The organism is Methylophaga sp. UBA3603 (assembly GCF_002375335.1).
Lineage (GTDB): Bacteria > Pseudomonadota > Gammaproteobacteria > Nitrosococcales > Methylophagaceae > Methylophaga.
Genome location: NZ_DFMC01000010.1, coordinates 69798 through 88449 on the forward strand (window position 1 = coordinate 69798; position 18652 = coordinate 88449).

The following is an 18652-nucleotide window of genomic DNA, read 5'->3' on the forward strand; positions in this document are numbered from 1 at the left end:
TTTTTCCGCAAGAAATTCATTGTGGTTGTTTTGGCAATTTTTTCCGCATCTCTGAGTGCTCAGGAGATCGTGCCTATCAACAGTGAAGATGTAACCAGGATGGGGATTGTCTTTGCTCCAGCCATACCAGTGGACACGAGCTCCGGCGCACGATATGCCGCGACAGTCGTCAACTCACCGGACAGTGCAGCAAGCCTGACAACTCCTTGGGCCGGTACACTGGTTTCATGGAACCTCATACCCGGGCAGAGTGCAACTGCTGGCACTATTCTCGCCACCTTCAGTAGCCCTTCCATCTTGCCCCTGCAAAATACCTGGATAGATGCCGTCTCCGCTCTGAAAGGAGCTGACTTCGAACTGCGCAAAGACGAGTCTCTATACACAGATGGAATTATCTCGAAACAGCGTTTGACAAAAACCCGCCTGCTAAAGCAACAAGCCGCTTTCGCTGAACGTACTGCACGATCACATCTGGCACAAGGCGGTTTCGATAGCGCAAAACTTGAGGCGCTGCGCAAGCAGGGTTCGGGACTGGGAGAATTCTATTTGGTGGCGCAGGAAGATGGCGTCCTTTCACAGCGCATGTATAACGTCGGCAGCTATGTAGAGGCTGGACAAATCATTGCTATGCTGAATGCAGGCACTCGCCGTTGGGTCAGTACTCATATTCCTGCCAAAGCAGCAGAAGCATTGGAGATTGGCCATCAGCTGAGTATTGCCAATAGTGGCGAGACGCTGACGTTGCGCCAGAAGGATCTGGTCATCGACAGCAGTAATCAGACGATTAAATTGCTGGCGGAGTTTAACGCCAATACTTCTTTCACCACGGGGCAGGTCTTATCTATTGTGCTGCCACCGGTCGACAATGGTGTGCTCATTCCTGACCGTGCGGTCGTGCATACTGGCGGTGAAACCATAGTTTATGTACGAACGGCTGCAGGGATTGAAGCACGTACTCTGGAACTACAATCCATCGGCGCTAACTATCTGGCTTCCGAAGGCATTGCGGTTGGCGAGGAGATCGCCATTCAGGGCACCGCCGTTCTCAAGGGGATTCAACTCGGTTTGGGTGGAGCTGAATAATGCTGTCTTCACTTATTCAATGGTCCCTCAGTCAGCGTCTGCTGGTCTTATTGCTGTCAATATTGTTGATTGGTTTTGGTGGTCGCGCACTGCTCAATATACCTATTGATGCCTTCCCCGATATTTCGCCAACACAAGTCAAGATCATCATCAAGGCGCCGGGTATGACTCCGGAGGAAGTTGAGTCGCTTATCACACAACCTGTGGAAGTAGAATTACTGGGTATTCCATACCAAACCATGCTGCGTTCTATATCCAAGTATGCACTCACCTCAATCACACTGGATTTTGAGGACGGTACCGATATTTACTGGGCGCGCCAGCAGGTTAGCGAACGGCTCAGCAATGTCTGGGACAATCTCCCCGGAGGCATCAGCGGTGGACTGGCACCGATGAGCACACCACTGGGCGACATGTTTATGTTTACCATCGACAATCCCTCCATGACACTGGAGGAAAAGCGCTTCCTGCTCGACTGGACCATTCGTCCGGCGCTGCGTAACGTGCCCGGAGTTGCTGATGTGAACTCGCTCGGCGGCTTTGTGCGCACCTATGAAGTCAAACCTATTCGTGAAGCCATGAGAGCAATGGGTGTTAACTTGCAGGATATCGCCGACGCACTCAGCGCCAACAACAAAAATGATGGTGCCGGACGGATCGACCAGGGAGAGGAAGTCATTCTGGTTCGTGTAGAAGGGGCGATTAACGGCTTTGAAGACATCAGCAATACATTCGTCGTCAACGCTGAGGGTGATCGCATTCCGCTAGCCGAAGTGGCACGTATCTCCACTGGGAGTATGGAGCGCTATGGCGCAGTTACGGCGGATGGTGGAGCAGAAGCCGTACAGGGTCTGGTTATCGGGCTGCGTGGTGCCAATTCCCGTGAAGTTGTGCAAGGCGTTAAATCCAGGCTTCAGACGTTGCAAGACACCTTACCAGAAGGCACACAGATCAGAGTTTTTTATGATCGTACGGTACTGATCGAAAGTGCCGTAGGTACGGTATCCTCTGCCCTTCTGGAAGCTGTAGTTTTGGTTATCATTCTGCTTGGTTTGTTCCTTGGCAATGTGCGTGCCGCTCTCACTGTGGCTATCATCCTTCCCTTATCCGCCTTGTTCACTTTTCTCATGATGGGAAAGATGGGAATGTCAGCCAATTTGATGAGCCTGGGGGGGCTGGTTATCGCCATCGGCATGCTGGTCGACTCATCCATCGTGATCGTCGAAAACATTGTGTCATCCCTCGCGCATCAGCGCGGCACACGCCGACTGCCACACCTGCATATTATCTACCGTGCAGTGCGTGATGTGGCAGCACCTGTGACCTCCGGCATCATTATCATCGTCATCGTGTTCCTGCCGCTACTGACACTGGAAGGGCTTGAAGGGAAGCTGTTCGGCCCGGTAACCTTAACTATCGTCTTTGCGCTGCTGGGATCGCTGCTGCTATCCCTGACATTGATTCCTGTCATTGCGTCATTCCTTGTCCGCTCTGATGCTCATGCCGAGCCATGGCTGAGCAGGACCCTGGCAAAAACTTATGAACCTATGCTGCGCAAGGCATTACTTCACCCTGCCCTGGTTTTAGGGGCTGCAGGAGTATTACTGGCCGCCAGCTTTGTGGTGTTTCCACTGGTTGGCAAGACCTTCATGCCAACTATGGATGAGGGTGACATTCTCATCCAGCTGGAAACAATTCCTTCGATCAGTCTTGAGGCAAACACTCGTATCGTGCTTCAGATCGAACGTGCGATTCTTGATGAGGTTCCGGAAGTAGCACGCATCGTCTCTCGCATCGGTTCGGATGAAATGGGCATGGATCCGATGGGACTGAACGAGACTGATATTTTCCTGCAGCTGCGTCCGGTCGAGGAATGGCGCGTCGCTACCAAGACAGAACTTGAACAACACCTTCGCGAGGTCATGGATCGTTTCGTTGGGCTCAACTATGGATTTACGCAACCAATCGACATGCGTGTATCGGAGATGCTCACCGGCTCGCGTGGTGATGTCGCCATCAAACTGTTCGGCCCGGATCTGGATACCCTCAACACCCTCGCACAGCAGATCGCCACGCAAGTGGAGGCTATTCCCGGTGCTATTGATACCTTTGCAACACTGAACGAAGGCGCTCAATATCTGCAAGTGAGTATCGATCGCATCATGGCCGGGCGGCTGGGACTGGATGCTGATGCACTGCAGACCCGTCTGCGTGCGGAGATTGAAGGTGTCAATGTGGGCAATGTAATTGAGGGCAGCGCTCGTGTTCCCCTGATGTTGCGCTACGAAGCTATTGAAGGTGACGGGCTGACGCGTCTTAGCGACAGCTTTATTGACTTGCCTGATGGTGGCAAGATTCCGCTGTCAGAGATAGCCACTGTTGCCCGTGTCGAAGGCCCAATTATTATCTCCCGAGAATCCGGTCAGCGTTTCAGCGTTATCCGCACCGATGTGGCAGAACGTGATCTGGTGGGCTTTGTAGAAGAGGCACAGAAGCTGATAGCAGATAATGTCGAGATGCCCGATGGATACCGTTTGGAATGGGGCGGTGAGTTCGAAAATCAACAGCGCGCGGCCGCACGTCTAATGCTCGTGGTGCCACTTGCACTTGCATTGATCGCACTGTTGCTATTTTTGACGTTCCATTCCATTAAACAGACGCTAATCATTCTGTCTAACATTCCTTTTGCCCTGACAGGCGGGCTGATCGGTTTGTGGGTGACGGGTGAGTTTCTTTCTGTGCCAGCATCGGTGGGATTCATCGCCCTGCTGGGTATTGCAGTATTGAACGGCGTGGTAATGATGACTTACTTCAATCAGTTACGAGCCAAAGGTCTGGATATTGCTACGGTCGTAACCGAGGGGGCTCTCCGTCGACTGCGTCCAGTGATGATGACGGCCACGATCTGTGCTTTCGGGCTGGTGCCATTGCTGCTGGCCACCGGTCCTGGATCAGAGATTCAGCGCCCTCTCGCGATTGTAGTGATCAGCGGACTGATTAGCTCTACTCTGCTGACACTTTTCATGCTGCCAATTATTTATAAGGCATTTCATCGTCCCCTCAACAGCTCGGGAGACAGTGTATGAACACATCAACTATTGAAAAAGATAACGAGGAAATCTGCATACTGATGCTCAATGTTGCGCCGGAACTAGAGGAAGATCTGGTTGATTACCTGCTTTCCATTGAGCAGATAGTCGGTTTCACCTCCTATACAGTTTACGGTCATGGCCAGCATCAAGGACTCAGCGTGGCTGAGCAGGTTTCGGGTAGGCGCAAGCGTTCTCAATACGAATTGATTGTCAATGAGTCGTTTATCCCTCTCATTCTCGCTGGACTGGCCGAGGCAGTGGGCCGTGACATCACCTATTGGCAACAAGCTGTGAGTAATTTCGGCAGGATCGAAGGCTAATAAAATTTATTGATGCTTGATCAAAAACACATTCCTCAAACCTTAATTGGTGAAAGCTAACCGTCATCATTTATTGCCTGGTTTCTCAATAAATACCATGTTGGTGCAGATAGGATGATTGCTGTGTGGGTGTCCAAACTCAATTGGACTCTCTTAGACTGTGGTGATTACAGAAGATGTCACACTGGCAATTTTATTACCGTATGCTAACCAGTTAGCCACATTAAAAATTGCCATTCAGGCGATGATACGGGACATCAAACCGCCTGTATGGAAACATGTCACCATTATTGAATAAGCAAAAGTTGCTGGTGAACTGGTCAAGCTTAAATCCTCATTAAAATATGCGTATCATCAATAAGCCCCTAAGAGAAAGGATATCGAATGATGAAAACAAAAAGTCGTTTTGTAGAGCGTTTAAGTTGGTTTCTTGATGAGAGCATTACCCTTCCGGGGGGCTATAAAATTGGACTGGACGGTTTTATAGGACTGATTCCTGGCATAGGTGATTTTATAGGGGGACTATTATCCAGCGTCATTATCTACAAAGCTCACCAAATAGGCGTGCCACGAATGATTCTGGGCAGGATGATCATCAATATGATGATAGATACGGTTCTGGGTGCGATACCGCTTGCCGGCGACGTGTTTGATTTTGTCTGGAAAGCTAATAAACGCAATGCGACATTACTGAACGATTATCAACAACAGCCTGAAAAGGTTTATCGAAAATCGCTGCTGGAGAATATTGTCTTTCTAGCCGTGTTACTGGGCATCCTGGTGCTGATGATCGCATTGATTGGCTGGATAATTGGTTTGATCGCAGCAGCTATAAATAGCTAGAGTCAAAAAACTGAGGGTATTCGCATCGATACCCATTATCGATCTCGATCCTGTTTATGGAGAAAATGTTTATGTCTCGCCTGCTTTGCATCGCTTTGATGATGTTCACTTTGCCGGTTCTGGCCACGGAAAATCATTACGGCCCCAGACTGGAAGGTTTTGAGTATCCATTTACCGTTGACTATTTCCAGTTTGATTCACAAGGTCAGTCACTTGAGATGGCCTTTCTGGATATTCAGCCTGAAACACCCAATGGTCAGACAATGGTACTGCTGCATGGCAAAAACTTCTGCGCAGCCACTTGGGAAGGCACTATTCAATTCCTGACAGAGAATGGCTATCGTGTTATCGCGCCGGATCAAGTCGGCTTCTGTAAATCGAGTAAACCTGAGCATTATCAATTCAGCTTTCATCAATTATCCGCCAACACCAGCGCTTTACTCGATCATTTAGCTGTTGAGCGTTATTCGGTTATGGGCCATTCAATGGGCGGTATGCTGGCCACTCGTCATGCTTTGTTAAACCCTGACAAGGTTCAGCAGTTAGTGATGGTAAATCCCATAGGCCTTGAGGACTGGCTGGCTAAAGGGGTGCCCTATCGTGAAATTGATGGCTGGTTTCAAAATGCCCTGAAAACCAATGCAGAGAGCATTCGTAATTATCAAAAAAATACCTATTACGCAGGAACCTGGCAGCCTGAATACGATCAGTGGGTGGAGATGCAGGCCGGCATGTTCCGTGGCCCGGGAAAGGAAATTGTCGCCTGGAACTCAGCGCTGACCTACGACATGATTCTGACTCAGCCAGTAGTGTATGAATTTAAAAATCTGCAAGTGCCAACTTTATTGCTGATAGGCGAACAGGATAATACAGCGGTTGGTAAAAACCTGGCACCAAAAGACAAACAATCTGAGCTGGGTAACTACCCAAAAATCAGCCAGCAAGTGGCTGATCAAATACCGGATGCCACTTTGATCACTTTTAAAGAGTTGGGGCATTCACCACAAATTCAGACGCCTGATAAATTTCACCAGACATTGCTTGAAAACTTACGCCGATACTGAAAATCCCTGTTGACGGTTACAAAAAAAGGGCCGCAAAGCGGCCCTTCAATTTTTTGCATTACAGCAATTCTTACCAACGCATCATGCGTCTGATAATGCCGTCATTTCGGTACGAATGGTAAATCGCCCCACTGACATGCACAGCAACTAATGCCAACAGAATCCATGCTGAGTAAGTGTGTAACTCACCCCAGAATTCATTCATATCTTCGTTGGCTTCAGCAATGCGTGGCAAGGTAAATAACCACCACACTTCGGTATCCCACTTGGTATGCGCCGAAGAGAGATAACCACTGATACAGACAAAAAAGATCAGACCGTACATGGCAATGTGCGCCAGAATCGCTGACTTATGCATCCACGGCGTCATATCTTGGGCCGAGGGCGGTGCAGGCGGATATTTAAATCGCACGTACAGCATAATAATTAGCAATACCACCAGCGTCAGACCAATATTTTTATGTAATTGGAATGGAAAAGCCCGGAATTGTAACTCTTGCGATGGTAATGGCAGCCCCATCATCCACCAGCTGGAAATAAAGAGAAAAAATATCGAAACGGCCAGTAGCCAATGAATAACAACGACCGCTCTGTTAAAACCTTGTCTTTGCATAATGTCTTCCAACTAAATTATTTTAAGAATCAGGCAACTTCGCGATTAACGCGCGCCGCTTCCGTATGTCTTCCTGCGATAGCACCGACCAGCAACATCAAGTGCAGAATAAACCACAGCAAAATGCTCCATAGGTACATATCCCGCAAGATAGGTCCGGTACTCACGACAGCAGAAAATTGCAACAAGTCAACCACTGCCAGTCCGATAAACACCACCACCGCGGCAGCAGAAGACCAAGGGGTGTAATTCACCAAAGCGCCACCAATTATGACTGAGGCAAAAGCCAGTAATGTACCAGCCGCTGCCAACGTCATCATCGTTGATGGGAACCAGTCTGGTGTAGATAAAGCGACTCCCTGAACATGAGCAACAAGGTATTCACATTCAGCAACACTGATACCTTCTTCTTCAAGTTCTTCCAAAGGACAATCGGCTTCTGGCATTTCGCCCGATACCGGCATATTTGATGTCATAACATATTGTTTCATTATCTCGGTACCATGCATGGCTGTCAGAAACACACCAAGCATGATCGCCACTACGCCAAGAATACTGGCCCAGTTAGGCGTAGAGCTATTATTAAGATCATTGGATACCATAAGCACCTGCCCTCAATTATTATTGATTAATTATTTCGAACAGAAAACAGTTCCGTCTGGTGGACGTCTACTACTCTCTCCATTTATATAACCCTTTGCTATTTCACTGCTTAGGGTCTGCAAACGTTTGGCTAACATACACGCATTACTCACTCACGCTGGTTTAGTCTTATTATGTGAGAGCTGCCGCCAAACGAATAAAACCTGTGACATGTAAGGTTTTTATAAGTTCTTATCACAGGAACCATTCCCTTAAATAAGCATAACTGCTATTGAAGCTTACTGCTAACCAAGACAAATTACTGTCGTTAAAAATAGGGTGTATCCTTTACCTACCGTTTCATTTACTGAACCAACTGAACCATGAACCAACGCCAACTCCCAATCAAAAAACTGCTATTGAACTGTGATATGGGCGAGAGTCTCGGGCCGTGGTCTATGGGGATGGATGAACAGATTATGCCCCTGGTGGATATGGCCAATATCGCCTGTGGCTTTCATGCTTCTGATCCCGTCACCATGACCCGAACCGTCCTGTTGGCGAAACAAGCCAAAACACAAATTGGCGCCCATCCAAGTTATCCCGATTTGATTGGCTTTGGCCGTCGCAGCATGCAATGCACACCACTGGAAATTATTTCCATGGTGCAATATCAGATTGGCGCTTTGGATGGCATCTGCCGGGCACATGATTCTCGTGTTGAATATGTCAAACCACATGGCGCGCTCTACAACGATATGATGCGAGATCCCGATATTCTGCGTGCAGTACTTGAGGCCATTACCTCTTACGATAGCAACTTGCCCTTGATGGTGCTGGCCTCCACTGATAATCGTAAAACTGAATCGATTGCTGCAGAGTTTGGTATCAAATTACTATTCGAAGCCTATGCTGATCGTGCCTATGAGAATAACGGCCAGCTGCGCGCCCGCACTCAGGAAGGCGCTGTTTATCATTCAGAACAGCAAATCCTTGAACAGGCGTTATTGCTGGCCACCGAAGGTAGCGTCATCAGCCGAAATGGTCAGCGATTAAAGCTCGATGCTGACACTTTATGTGTACATGGCGATAACGCTGAATCGGTTAAGGCTGTTCGACATATCCGCAACTCCTTCAACAAACTATATCGCTGCTGATGAAACTCGAGTTTCATATTGAACATGCTGGACCGGATGCCGTGTTAATCCGGTTTGGTGATCAGATCAATACGGATCTGGTCCCCATCATTCGTGCTGCCACTAAACGGCTGCAAAAAGAATTTCAGGAAGAAATTCGTGGCTTGGTGCCAAGCTATACCACCCTGATGCTTTGTTATGATCCACGAAAAAATGACTTCCCCAGTATTCAGGATAAAATTCAGCAGCATCTTGCTAACTTGAATATCAGCCCTAACGAAATGGGTAATCTGGTTGAGATTCCGGTGTGGTATCACCCCGATGTGGGGCCTGATTTACAACATGTTGCCGACTATCATCAAATCAGCATTGATGACGTTATTCACCGGCATAGTGAAACCATTTATCAAATCTTTGCCATTGGCTTTGCACCTGGCTTTGCTTATATGGGCAATGTATCGGACCAACTTGCCACACCAAGACTGACAACACCACGGCCTCATGTTGCAGCTGGTTCAGTTGCCATTGCCGATCAACAAACAGCGGTTTATCCGATCAGTACACCTGGTGGCTGGAATATTCTGGGACGTACGACGATGAAAATGTTTGATCGTCACAGCCCGAAATTATGCCCGGTGCGCCCCGGCGACAGAGTGAAATTTGTCTCTGTCAGTAAAGCAGAATTTCTGTTGGCAGGAGGCCAGCTCGAATGACGCAGCCGGGTTTAAAAGTGCTCAAACCCGGCATTTTAACGCTGGTGCAGGATTTGGGACGCTTTGCCTATCAACATATCGGACTCTCCCCCGGCGGTGCTGCCGATGAACATGCTTTTTTATGGGCAAACCGCTTACTTAATAACCGCTCTAATACTCCTGCGTTGGAGATATGTTTTGGTGGTTTACAACTTGAAGTATTAGCTAATACCAATATCGCCATAACCGGCGCCGAGATGAACGCCACTCTCAATAACCAACCCATTGAAAACTGGCAGACGCATACCCTCAAGCTGGGCGATAAACTGAGTTTTGCCCATGCCTCTTCAGGAATACGCAGCTACCTAGCAATACAGGATGGTTTTGAGTTACAACCCAGCTTTGGCTCTGTCGCGACGGTCATGCGAGAAAAAATCGGCGGCATTGACGGTTACGGCAATCCGTTAAAAGCCGATGACTTTTTGCCATGCAGTCAACACAAACCAAAACTGACAACGCATGTACCACCCTTATTTATCCCCGATTACCAGCGCTCTTTAATTCTCAGCGTCATTCCCAACGAACAAACTGATCAATTTGACGAAGCCGAACTGGAAAAGCTTTATCACTGGACCTATCGGATTTCGACGCAAAGCGATCGCATGGGGATAAGACTGGAAGGCGAGCCGATAATGCCTAATGTACAAGGCATTATTTCCGAAGGCATCCCCTACGGCACCATTCAACTGCCCCCTGATGGTCAGCCAATCATCTTGCTGAAAGATCGTCAGACCATGGGCGGCTATCCCAAAGTTGGCACCTTGTTTGTACTTGATGCGTTTTTACTGGCCCAGCAACAAGCCCATACCGAAGTGAGATTTACCCAGATTTCGCTGGAAGAAGCTCAGGAAAAACTGCGTTATTTCTATCGGTTTTTTGGTGTGTAAGTATCCAGTCGATAAAAATTCATATCGTTTCATAATCAGAACATTCCCATCTGAAACGTTCTCTCAATGACCGTTACAACATCTTTAACCTCGCTTGCGTTTCTCCATTATCCTTTCGACGAACGGTGTCAGAATGATTTCCATCGCCAGGCCCATCTTGACGCCAGGCACCACGATATTGTTGGGACGTGACATGAACGAGTCTTTCAGCATCGACAGGTAATAGGGAAAATCCGCCACTTGCGGGTTCTTGAAACGGATCACACACAGACTTTCATCCGCGGTCGGTATTTCACGCATCACAAAAGGGTTGGACGTATCGATGAGTGGCACCCGCTGGAAGTTGATATGGGTACGGGAAAATTGTGGTGTTATATGGTGAATATAATCTGGCATCCGTTTGAGGATGACGTCCACTACGGCATCCTGCGAATAGCCACGATTGGCGCAGTCACGTTTGATTTTTTGAATCCATTCGATATTGATAACCGGCACCACACCAATCAACAGATCGGCATACTGGGCAATATTGACTTCATCGGTCACCACACCGCCATGCAACCCCTCATAGAACAGTAAATCACTGTCATTATCGATTTCTTTCCACTTGGTAAAAGTGCCGGGAGGTTGATTATATCTGGTGGCTTCACACTGATCATGAATGTAGTGACGCTTTTCGCCACGACCCGTTTCAGAGTAGGTTTGGAATAGTTTTTCCAATTTATCCAGACAGTTTGCTTCTGGCCCGAAGTGGGTTAGCGAACGGCCTTCTGCTTCAGCATTGATGACTTCAGCACGCATTTCTTCACGGGTGTATCTGTGAAAGCTATCGCCCTCAATAACAACGGGTTTGATATTAGCCCGGCGAAAAATATCTTCAAAAGCATGTTTTACGGTTGAGGTACCGGCTCCTGAAGAACCAGTAACGGCAATAATCGGATGGGAAACAGACATTTAAACCTTCTCCTTGGTGGTGGTCGTTGGGAGGCGGATTTGACTTCTTACGAGTACAATTTCCGGGCTGGGTAGCCGGTCCACGAGAAGGCATCGACCAGGATGTCATTGGTAATGATATAGGGCTGATGTTGAGGTTTACTCTTTACATTGGTTGAGTTCGAGGCGTCCAACATGCCAGTAATGACGCCTCGACCAACCGTAAAAGAAATGTGTTTACATGCTGTTGCCAGATCTAGTAATGCCAAAATATTCATCCTTTCGATTTGCAATTCCATAGGCGGAAAAGCGTGTCACTGATGACCAGTCATTTCTGGTTTTTTTAATCTAGACCAGGGAGGCAATAAATAAAAGGCATAAATATTTATGTTCGGTATAAATAAAATTTATGACTTAAGTCTTAACGACCATTTCATGACAGCACAGGATGGAGTGGTCAGCTAGGTAGCCAGTTTGTGTTGGATGGCTTTTTTATTAGATTAGCCAAAGTGAGATTTAATAATATTCGGTGAGATGGAGCTGAGGAAAAAAAGCGATATCTCTATCGGTTTTTTGGAGTACAGATTTCGTTTTATTCTGTTTTTGGCGTTAATGATAATCCTCATAATAGAATTTATCAGGGAGCTAAAATGTGTTCCTCGTGACTTGATTCAAGCCCTAATACTCCCAGCTACGATAAAGCTCGTTCTTTTCCTTTATATCTTCGTAAAGCCAGACCATTCGGTCCAAGTACCAGCTCTTGCCAAGATAAGCCAATGCAACACCTAGCACAGCGCCCCATACCAAGAAATACACAGTCGCCCAGATCGATAACAACACACCTACAAACGATATTCCATTAAGAATCGCGTGTAGCGGAGTGTTATGGTTACCCGGTATCGGAACAATATCCCGGTTTAAAAAAACACGCTCTCCCAGAACAGCCTTTGATGCCCAGTTTTTGGTAGATTTCGGTTTTTTGAAAAGAATTGGATTGAAAAATAACCACAGAAGCGATGCCAGTCCTGGCACCAAACACCACCAGCCAATCCACTCTCTACTCCAGAACGCGAGAACGATAACAGGAAGCACAGAATATCGGGTCCAGACACTGATTGGATTCGCGTGCCTCATCCAGTTGTCATCATCAAGCTTAAAAAGCCCTGCAATCTTGCGTTCTAATGTCATTTCACATTACCGATAGGTTAATCACCCGGTTCGAGTAAAATAGCCAGCATTTGAAGCCTCTTGATCTCAAAGTCTCTTTTCTAAACCTAACAACCCCGAAACAGCCATGCATGAATGAGCTTGGTATAGCGCGGCATCACCACATAGACCATCAGCAAAACCGCAATACCGGTGATGATCAAGGTATCCAGATAATGATTATCAGGCAGTCCCAGCTTGTGAAGTGGTGGCAGCAAAAACGGCAATAGCAACACCAGCGGATAGATAGCTGACTAGGTGACCAAAGCCTGTTTCCAACGAACCGGCGTTTTAGTATTTGCTTGCTCCGGAGTAAACCAGAAATCCAGCCCGCTATTAATATAAAAATCGTCGCCTTTCACCAACAATGGCGACACCTTGGCGATCAACTCATTGCGTTTGGCGGACTCCATCCAGCCACGTAAATGTGACTGTGTATCAAAGCGAATAATAATCGTATATGTTTCAGTCAAACCGGCAATGGGCCGGATGACATTCAAATCCAGATGCCCCGGCGAGCTTTTACAATGTGGGGAAATTTCATTTAACCATTCTTCATATTCGGCATGTTTATCCTTATCCACCTGATGGGTGATAACTGCCGTCGCGCCTTCGGTTATAGGGTCCAGACGATTTTGTTGCATTGTTCACTTCCTAAACATCTAGTACATCAAGGGAAAGCTACCCTCCCCTTTGATTTCATTAGTCTTACTTATTGCGTACATTCCGCACTAAAAAAGAATTACCGGTGCCACGTTTTAATTCAAATAAATCAATGGCTTTAAACAGGCTACTGAGATTCTTAAAGCCATAATTCCGGGTATCAAACGAGGTCTTGTTAGAAATATTTGATCCAACAGGGCCAAGCGCCGCCCAGCCATCTTCATCTTCGGTTGCCTCAATGGCCTGCCGCAGCAAATGAATCAGTTTGGTATCGGATTTAATGTTCTTGGGTTTAACCGCTGTTTTGGTGACTTCTTTTTCCTGATCCAGAAACAGAAATTTGGAGCACGCATTCACAAATGCCGACGGTGTTTTCCGTTCACCAAACCCCAACACAACCTTCCCTTCCGCTAATGCTCTGGTCACCATCGGCGTAAAATCACAATCCGATGACACAAAACACATCACATCAATCTGCTTGGTATACATCACATCCATCGCATCAATAACCAATGCGATATCTGACGCATTTTTCCCCTTGGTTAAATCATATTGCTGGATGGGTTGAATGGCATATTCATGCAACAGATCTTCCCATGCCTTTAGCGTAGGCGACTTCCAATTGCCATATGCTTTACGGATAGTGACCACACCATAGTTTGCGACCTCGCTCAGCACATCTTCAAACTTACTCGCGGGCGCATTATCAGCATCAATAAATAATGCGATTTTCTGTTTTAGTTCATCCATGGTTGCACCTCATGCGAATATAGATTTGTAGATGGTTAGCTATCTATTGATACTAAATTTTTATGACGACCTTATCACTGATGGCTGGATGGACTTCAATTGACTCTGACCCTTTCGATCTTATTAATTTTTACAGAACACATATCTAATTCCGACAAAGAATCACCACCCTATTCCTCAACGAAAATGACCACGATTTAACCGGCCATCCGATTAGCAACCGCAGCAATTTCTTCTTCTGTGAGACGATCAAGTATCCAGCCTTTTGCAAACTTTGCTGTTTCTGATTTGGGCAGTTGACTCTCATCAAGGTCTCTAATTCGGACACGCGCGGGCATTGCAGCACCCTCACCTACAAATATCGCTTCTTGCTGAGCAAGATTAGGCAAAGCCTTCGTCATTCCCGAGAGACCATCTGGAAGGAAACGAGAAACATGTTGTTGGTCTGCAGCATTCGTAAGTCTCAGCACAAGCCATGTACCACACTGAGAAATCACAGTACTTTCAACGTCTGCAGGCCTCTGGCTAACGAGCATTAGCCCGATCCCATACTTTCGTCCTTCGCGAGCGATTCGGCGGATAGCAGTTTGAGCCGCTACATACTCAGCCTCTCCCCTATCGGGAACATATCTGTGAGCTTCTTCGCAAACTAGTACCACTGGATCTCGCTTTCTTTCTTCAGTTGTTTGGTAAACTTTGTACTGAAACAAAAGACGAGCAAGCATTGCTGCAAGCGGTCCTGCCACTTCATTTGGAAGACCAGAAATGTCCAAAATACGAATGTCCTTATCGACAGCCCCTTCACCTTGGATCTGACCAACCAATTGGGCAATGATACGCTCAAGTTTTGGGCTCTCATTATTCCACTCCCGCATCATAAAACGAATTCTTGGGTCACGCCTCAATACTGAGAGCTTATCCAAAATAGATTTAAACCTCGTGGCGAAATCTGAGGCTGTAACGCTTTGAAGTTCCGAGCCCTGCACGCGCGCTGCTTGCAAGTAGAAAATGTGGTTGTAGAACTCTTGAAGGCTAAAGGGCCTTGGCTTATCGTGGTCAAACTCAACCAACTTTTCGAATGTAACTCCTTCCTTTGGTCTTGGCGCGTCGTGGTCCAAGCCATCGGTCGGGGCTACGCCACCATGGGCAGTTGGGGAAGGGTCAACTAGGTCGGCAGCAACCATGCGTGCGTAGGTAATGGCTTTGTAGACAATGTTGTTCTGAGAAGTTGCTTCTTGTTCAGTTTTCCCAATTACTAAAGTTCTGAATTAATCCGCAGACATCAGCCAATAGGGCAGGCTTATCGGAGAGCCAACTGTCTCTTCGTTTCCAAGTGGATCGTATGCCCGATACACGATCGCTCGTTCTTTGAATGCGTGTCCATATTCTCCATGGGGATCAATAACAATGATCCTCGGATGACATATTGCGTTTGGCTCTGGGGTGTGCTCCAGCATGCTATGAAGTAAAGCGGCTACCGCACCAGACTTTCCTGACCCAGTAGAGCCGAGTACGGCGCAATGCATTCCAAGCATTTTATCCACATTTGCTCTACAGACGGCATTATCTGCTCCAACATAGTGAGCAAATGGAACAAGTGGGCTATAGGCACCGTCATTTTGTTGCCCTTCCGCAGCCGAATAAATCTGACCAGTCTCCTCGCGAGTAAGCAAATGCACACTCTGCCGGGGTAACGGGTAAGTAGTTACACCCCGGATGAACCGCAATTTCTGTTCCGTCGCGTTCCAGACCCCCTCAGCAAAAAGTTCGACCTCCATTAGTCTTTGGTCCGCATCAGGAGGTATAGGCTTAGTGATTTCCAGTAATTCTTCAGAGCGCATGCGCAATAGTGTTACAAATCCGAACACAAGACGTCTTCCGAAATGGACTTTAACGATGCTGCCGATTTGTCCAATCGGATACACTCGACCTTCGAAAGTTCTAGTGAGCTCAGTGACATCCCCTGATAACTCAACCCGAATCGAAGTTCCAGAGACTTCGACGATATGCCCAACCTTCAAATCTGGAATTAGATCAAATGTATTCATACCGTGAATGCCTCTGCTCCACTATTGAGTATTTTAGTGACTCCAGAAAACGTCCACCAATCTAGCTTCGCTGGGTCAATCTGGGGTACATGTGGACCACCTGGCCCAACATATAATCCATCTTCGGTAATCACATAAACTCGCTTGCCCCATGAACTCGCTCTCCACTTTTCAAGAATAGGATTAAGTTTTGAAGCAAAGGCAAGTAGAGTTGTTTTATTCTCTGGGCGCTGAAGCGCTAGCTCTATCTCTTGGTTAATATGTTCATCCCCGAAACTGTAACCGCAGGTTGCAAGTACGTTCTCCTCTGGAGCACAAAGAGTGCGACGTAGAAGCTCAAACTGAGCAGCGAAGGGGTCGCGCTGAGTTGCTAGATATTTTGTCGATTGCGGGTAAATGAGAACTCGAGAAATTTTCTTCGGATATAGATCACCATCACGGACTCGCCATACACGATCATCTTCTCCCAAGTGCCAATCAATAGATCCATGAAGCTTAATTACATGTGCACGGTCTCTTAAATTCGGTTCCTCATCACCATACCTATGGCTTCGATACGCGACAGCTCCGCCAGAAAAACCGTCCCAGTAAGAAAAACCACAAAGGGCTAGTGAATCTTCTAGGAGAGTGTCATAGTTGGTAGTGAATAGCCGGACTGCTCTTCGGCGCTCCGCGATTCCCGCTTGGCTTCGATTAAATAGAGCTGAAACGAACGCAGCATGCTGGTCAATAACGACAATCCGTTTCTCATGTGTTCCGATTATCTCCGACGTACCATCTGGTTTGGCTGGTGTATATCCCCATCGAATTGTTTCAGCAATCCACGTCAGAATTCTTTGATGAAGCTTATCTAAATCTTCTACCGAGAGCTTGATGGAACCAAAAGTAACGTTTTTGTCCTTGGATCGGTCAGCAATCGCACGGTGATCACCCAGTTGACTCAAAATGTGTTCTATATGAGAGTTATCAGAAAGCTGATTCTTAATGAGCTCCAGAATAGAGAAGTCGTTTGGCTCCCCTTCGGTTTTTGCCTTCGCGAAAACTCGCTCAGTTAATGGCCACATCAGTGGAATGCCTGCATCAAGACTGATTCCCGCACCAAACAACCATGACTGATTGCTTGCTGCCAAAAGATTATCAAGCTGATCTAAAAGGTCTTTTGTATTCGTGTCCATTAAACAGAAATTCCTCTTAGTGATGTAAACGAACAATGCATCAATAAGGATTTATGCATTGTAATAATTATTAATACTATCAAGGGGTCAGCCAACTTGATTTTGATTTTCTGCTGTTTGGGAAGGTGTGTTTTCCATAACATTTCCATTTCTCAAATCCATTGCGGATGTAGTGGGTTGAATATTTCACAGATTTCAATTACTTGCAAACTCAGTAACTTATTGGGAGCTGATTAATCAGATTTAGCTGGTTATCAAGATGCTTAACTATCAGACAAATTGGGCTCAGGTTTCAAAAACGGTGCTGGATCAACCGGACCGCCTGAGTAAATGCCAAAGTGAAGATGTGGTGGCGTGGTGATAGCATTGCCGGTGTTACCGACATAGCCGAGTATGTCGCCTTTTTTAACCTTTTCGCCGGATTCAACGGCGAATGAGTCCAGATGGGCATAATAATAACGAGCACTGCCGAACCCAATCATGCTGCCCGATAGCCAGACATGTTCACCACCTCTAGCGCCTGTTCCGGTTCGGACATAACCATCAATAACCGCTGTAACTGGTGTTCCCCTTTCTGCAAAGATATCCACGCCGTGATGCTTCCGGACACCGCCATCACGATCAACACCGAAAGTACTACCAATATCCCGTTGGCCTGCTCCCTCTACAGGGAATGGTAATGAACCGCCATTGGCCATTGCCAGTGAATATTCTGCATTGGCAAATAACTCTGGTTGCAGAACGATGCGGTAGGCACCCGCTTTGGAGACAACCTCACTATTGGTTGTGTCATCTGCGTTAAGTTCTGTGATGGTTGACCATTCTTGATCGTTTTTTTCACGCCGCTCAAGGCTGGCGTAAAGCCTACTTTCAGCAGTATCCAAACGAGAAAATTGCCATATCAGCTTTTCGCCTCGTTCAAGTGACACCTGATAAACATGAGCCTCAACTTCATCGCTCGCAAAGGATTCGGTTGTGCGGTATTGACCGGCTGCTTGCACTGGCTGCTCACCCGCCAGATCTACAGCCTCTATCCAACGCTGCCCCATTGGGCTATCCAATAATCCCGCCATTCGTAAACGCCAGATAAACAGATCTCTTGGAGACCAGCCCAATACATCAAAGGCAATGTAATGGAGTGCATTTTCGCTGCTTTCTACTGCGTTTTGTCTTAAGTCATCACGCGCAATCAGAACAACAACTAATAAAGCTAACAGACCAAAAAATAACCACGATCGTATGATTCGTTTCTTTGGATTTATTGGCGACTGATCAACAGTGTCATGCCCTGTCTGAACATTGTCAGGCTCAGACACTTGATCGCTATCAGTTGCTTTGGTCGGGTCACTCATACCAACGTTCATCTCTTCTTAGATTATTGATGCGACAACTTCCAGGGTCTGTTTATCTCTCCCCTTTTTACTTTTTTAAACCATTAGCTCAATGTTTAGTTGCCAGTATTTTGTGATAACCAGAATGAGATCTTACTTCGCATTTGCAAATGT

The 18652-nt window shown here is 46.9% G+C and carries 20 protein-coding genes; 9 read left to right on the forward strand and 11 right to left on the reverse strand.

The window, feature by feature from the left end; all coding sequences use genetic code 11:
* Nucleotides 1–69: 69 nt before the first annotated feature.
* The 6 genes from B4F66_RS11105 to B4F66_RS11130 all read left to right on the forward strand — a co-directional run bounded on the left by B4F66_RS11105 (nt 70) and on the right by B4F66_RS11130 (nt 6402).
* Nucleotides 70–1083 (forward strand): efflux RND transporter periplasmic adaptor subunit, encoded by a 1014-nt coding sequence (locus B4F66_RS11105; protein ID WP_292353948.1) that lies wholly within the window; start codon nt 70–72, stop codon nt 1081–1083.
* Nucleotides 1083–4169, forward strand: coding sequence for an efflux RND transporter permease subunit (locus B4F66_RS11110; protein ID WP_292353946.1), 3087 nt, complete (start codon nt 1083–1085; stop codon nt 4167–4169). Before B4F66_RS11105 ends, B4F66_RS11110 begins: the two co-directional genes overlap by 1 nt.
* A complete protein-coding gene (locus tag B4F66_RS11115; RefSeq protein WP_292353944.1) occupies nt 4166–4495 on the forward strand; it encodes a DUF3240 family protein in 330 nt (109 codons plus the stop codon). Before B4F66_RS11110 ends, B4F66_RS11115 begins: the two co-directional genes overlap by 4 nt.
* Nucleotides 4496–4655: 160 nt before the next feature.
* Nucleotides 4656–4793, forward strand: a complete 138-nt coding sequence (locus B4F66_RS11120) for a hypothetical protein (protein WP_292353942.1) — start codon at nt 4656–4658, stop codon at nt 4791–4793.
* Between the two features lie 86 nt (nt 4794–4879).
* Nucleotides 4880–5338 carry a DUF4112 domain-containing protein gene (locus B4F66_RS11125; RefSeq protein WP_292411245.1) on the forward strand — a complete coding sequence of 153 codons (459 nt, stop codon included), beginning with the start codon at nt 4880–4882 and terminating at the stop codon, nt 5336–5338.
* Nucleotides 5339–5409: 71 nt separating this feature from the next.
* A complete protein-coding gene (locus tag B4F66_RS11130) occupies nt 5410–6402 on the forward strand; it encodes an alpha/beta fold hydrolase (RefSeq protein WP_292353938.1) in 993 nt (330 codons plus the stop codon).
* A gap of 70 nt (nt 6403–6472) precedes the next feature.
* Here the strand turns inward: B4F66_RS11130 and B4F66_RS11135 are convergent, their stop codons facing one another.
* The gene (locus B4F66_RS11135; protein ID WP_292353936.1) at nt 6473–7015 is read right to left on the reverse strand and encodes a cytochrome b; all 543 of its coding nucleotides are present in this window, start codon (nt 7013–7015) and stop codon (nt 6473–6475) included.
* Nucleotides 7016–7044: 29 nt separating this feature from the next.
* Nucleotides 7045–7617, reverse strand: a complete 573-nt coding sequence (locus B4F66_RS11140; protein WP_292353934.1) for a hypothetical protein — start codon at nt 7615–7617, stop codon at nt 7045–7047.
* A 363-nt stretch (nt 7618–7980) separates the two neighbouring features.
* Between B4F66_RS11140 and B4F66_RS11145 the strand changes: the two genes are divergently transcribed.
* From B4F66_RS11145 to B4F66_RS11155, 3 genes are read left to right on the forward strand one after another with little or no spacing between them, the layout of a single operon-like run.
* Nucleotides 7981–8754 (forward strand): 5-oxoprolinase subunit PxpA, encoded by a 774-nt coding sequence (locus B4F66_RS11145; protein ID WP_292353932.1) that lies wholly within the window; start codon nt 7981–7983, stop codon nt 8752–8754.
* Nucleotides 8754–9446, forward strand: a complete 693-nt coding sequence (gene pxpB / locus B4F66_RS11150; protein WP_292353929.1) for a 5-oxoprolinase subunit PxpB — start codon at nt 8754–8756, stop codon at nt 9444–9446. Before B4F66_RS11145 ends, pxpB begins: the two co-directional genes overlap by 1 nt.
* On the forward strand, nt 9443–10372 hold the full coding sequence (locus tag B4F66_RS11155) for a 5-oxoprolinase subunit C family protein (protein WP_292353927.1): 930 nt from the start codon (nt 9443–9445) through the stop codon (nt 10370–10372). The genes pxpB and B4F66_RS11155 overlap by 4 nt, the downstream gene beginning before the upstream one ends.
* Nucleotides 10373–10456: 84 nt before the next feature.
* Here the strand turns inward: B4F66_RS11155 and B4F66_RS11160 are convergent, their stop codons facing one another.
* The 9 genes from B4F66_RS11160 to B4F66_RS11200 form a co-directional block, all read right to left on the reverse strand.
* Nucleotides 10457–11326: a phosphoribulokinase gene (locus B4F66_RS11160; protein ID WP_292353925.1), complete on the reverse strand. Its 870-nt coding sequence runs from the start codon at nt 11324–11326 to the stop codon at nt 10457–10459.
* Between the two features lie 657 nt (nt 11327–11983).
* Nucleotides 11984–12493, reverse strand: a complete 510-nt coding sequence (locus B4F66_RS11165) for a DUF6653 family protein (protein ID WP_292353923.1) — start codon at nt 12491–12493, stop codon at nt 11984–11986.
* Nucleotides 12494–12579: 86 nt separating this feature from the next.
* Nucleotides 12580–12759 (reverse strand): hypothetical protein, encoded by a 180-nt coding sequence (locus B4F66_RS11170; protein WP_526022916.1) that lies wholly within the window; start codon nt 12757–12759, stop codon nt 12580–12582.
* A gap of 6 nt (nt 12760–12765) precedes the next feature.
* Nucleotides 12766–13155, reverse strand: a complete 390-nt coding sequence (locus tag B4F66_RS11175) for an antibiotic biosynthesis monooxygenase (protein WP_292353919.1) — start codon at nt 13153–13155, stop codon at nt 12766–12768.
* Nucleotides 13156–13219: 64 nt separating this feature from the next.
* Nucleotides 13220–13924 carry an NYN domain-containing protein gene (locus B4F66_RS11180; RefSeq protein ID WP_292353917.1) on the reverse strand — a complete coding sequence of 235 codons (705 nt, stop codon included), beginning with the start codon at nt 13922–13924 and terminating at the stop codon, nt 13220–13222.
* Between the two features lie 197 nt (nt 13925–14121).
* Nucleotides 14122–14994, reverse strand: coding sequence for an ATP-binding protein (locus B4F66_RS11185; RefSeq protein ID WP_292411242.1), 873 nt, complete (start codon nt 14992–14994; stop codon nt 14122–14124).
* 198 nt (nt 14995–15192) lie between these two features.
* On the reverse strand, nt 15193–15972 hold the full coding sequence (locus B4F66_RS11190; protein ID WP_292353913.1) for a helicase HerA domain-containing protein: 780 nt from the start codon (nt 15970–15972) through the stop codon (nt 15193–15195).
* Entirely contained in the window at nt 15969–17147 is a 1179-nt protein-coding gene (locus tag B4F66_RS11195; protein WP_292353911.1) for an SIR2 family protein, read from the reverse strand. The genes B4F66_RS11190 and B4F66_RS11195 overlap by 4 nt, the downstream gene beginning before the upstream one ends.
* Before the next feature lie 263 nt (nt 17148–17410).
* Entirely contained in the window at nt 17411–18499 is a 1089-nt protein-coding gene (locus B4F66_RS11200) for a peptidoglycan DD-metalloendopeptidase family protein (protein WP_292411241.1), read from the reverse strand.
* Nucleotides 18500–18652: the final 153 nt, after the last annotated feature.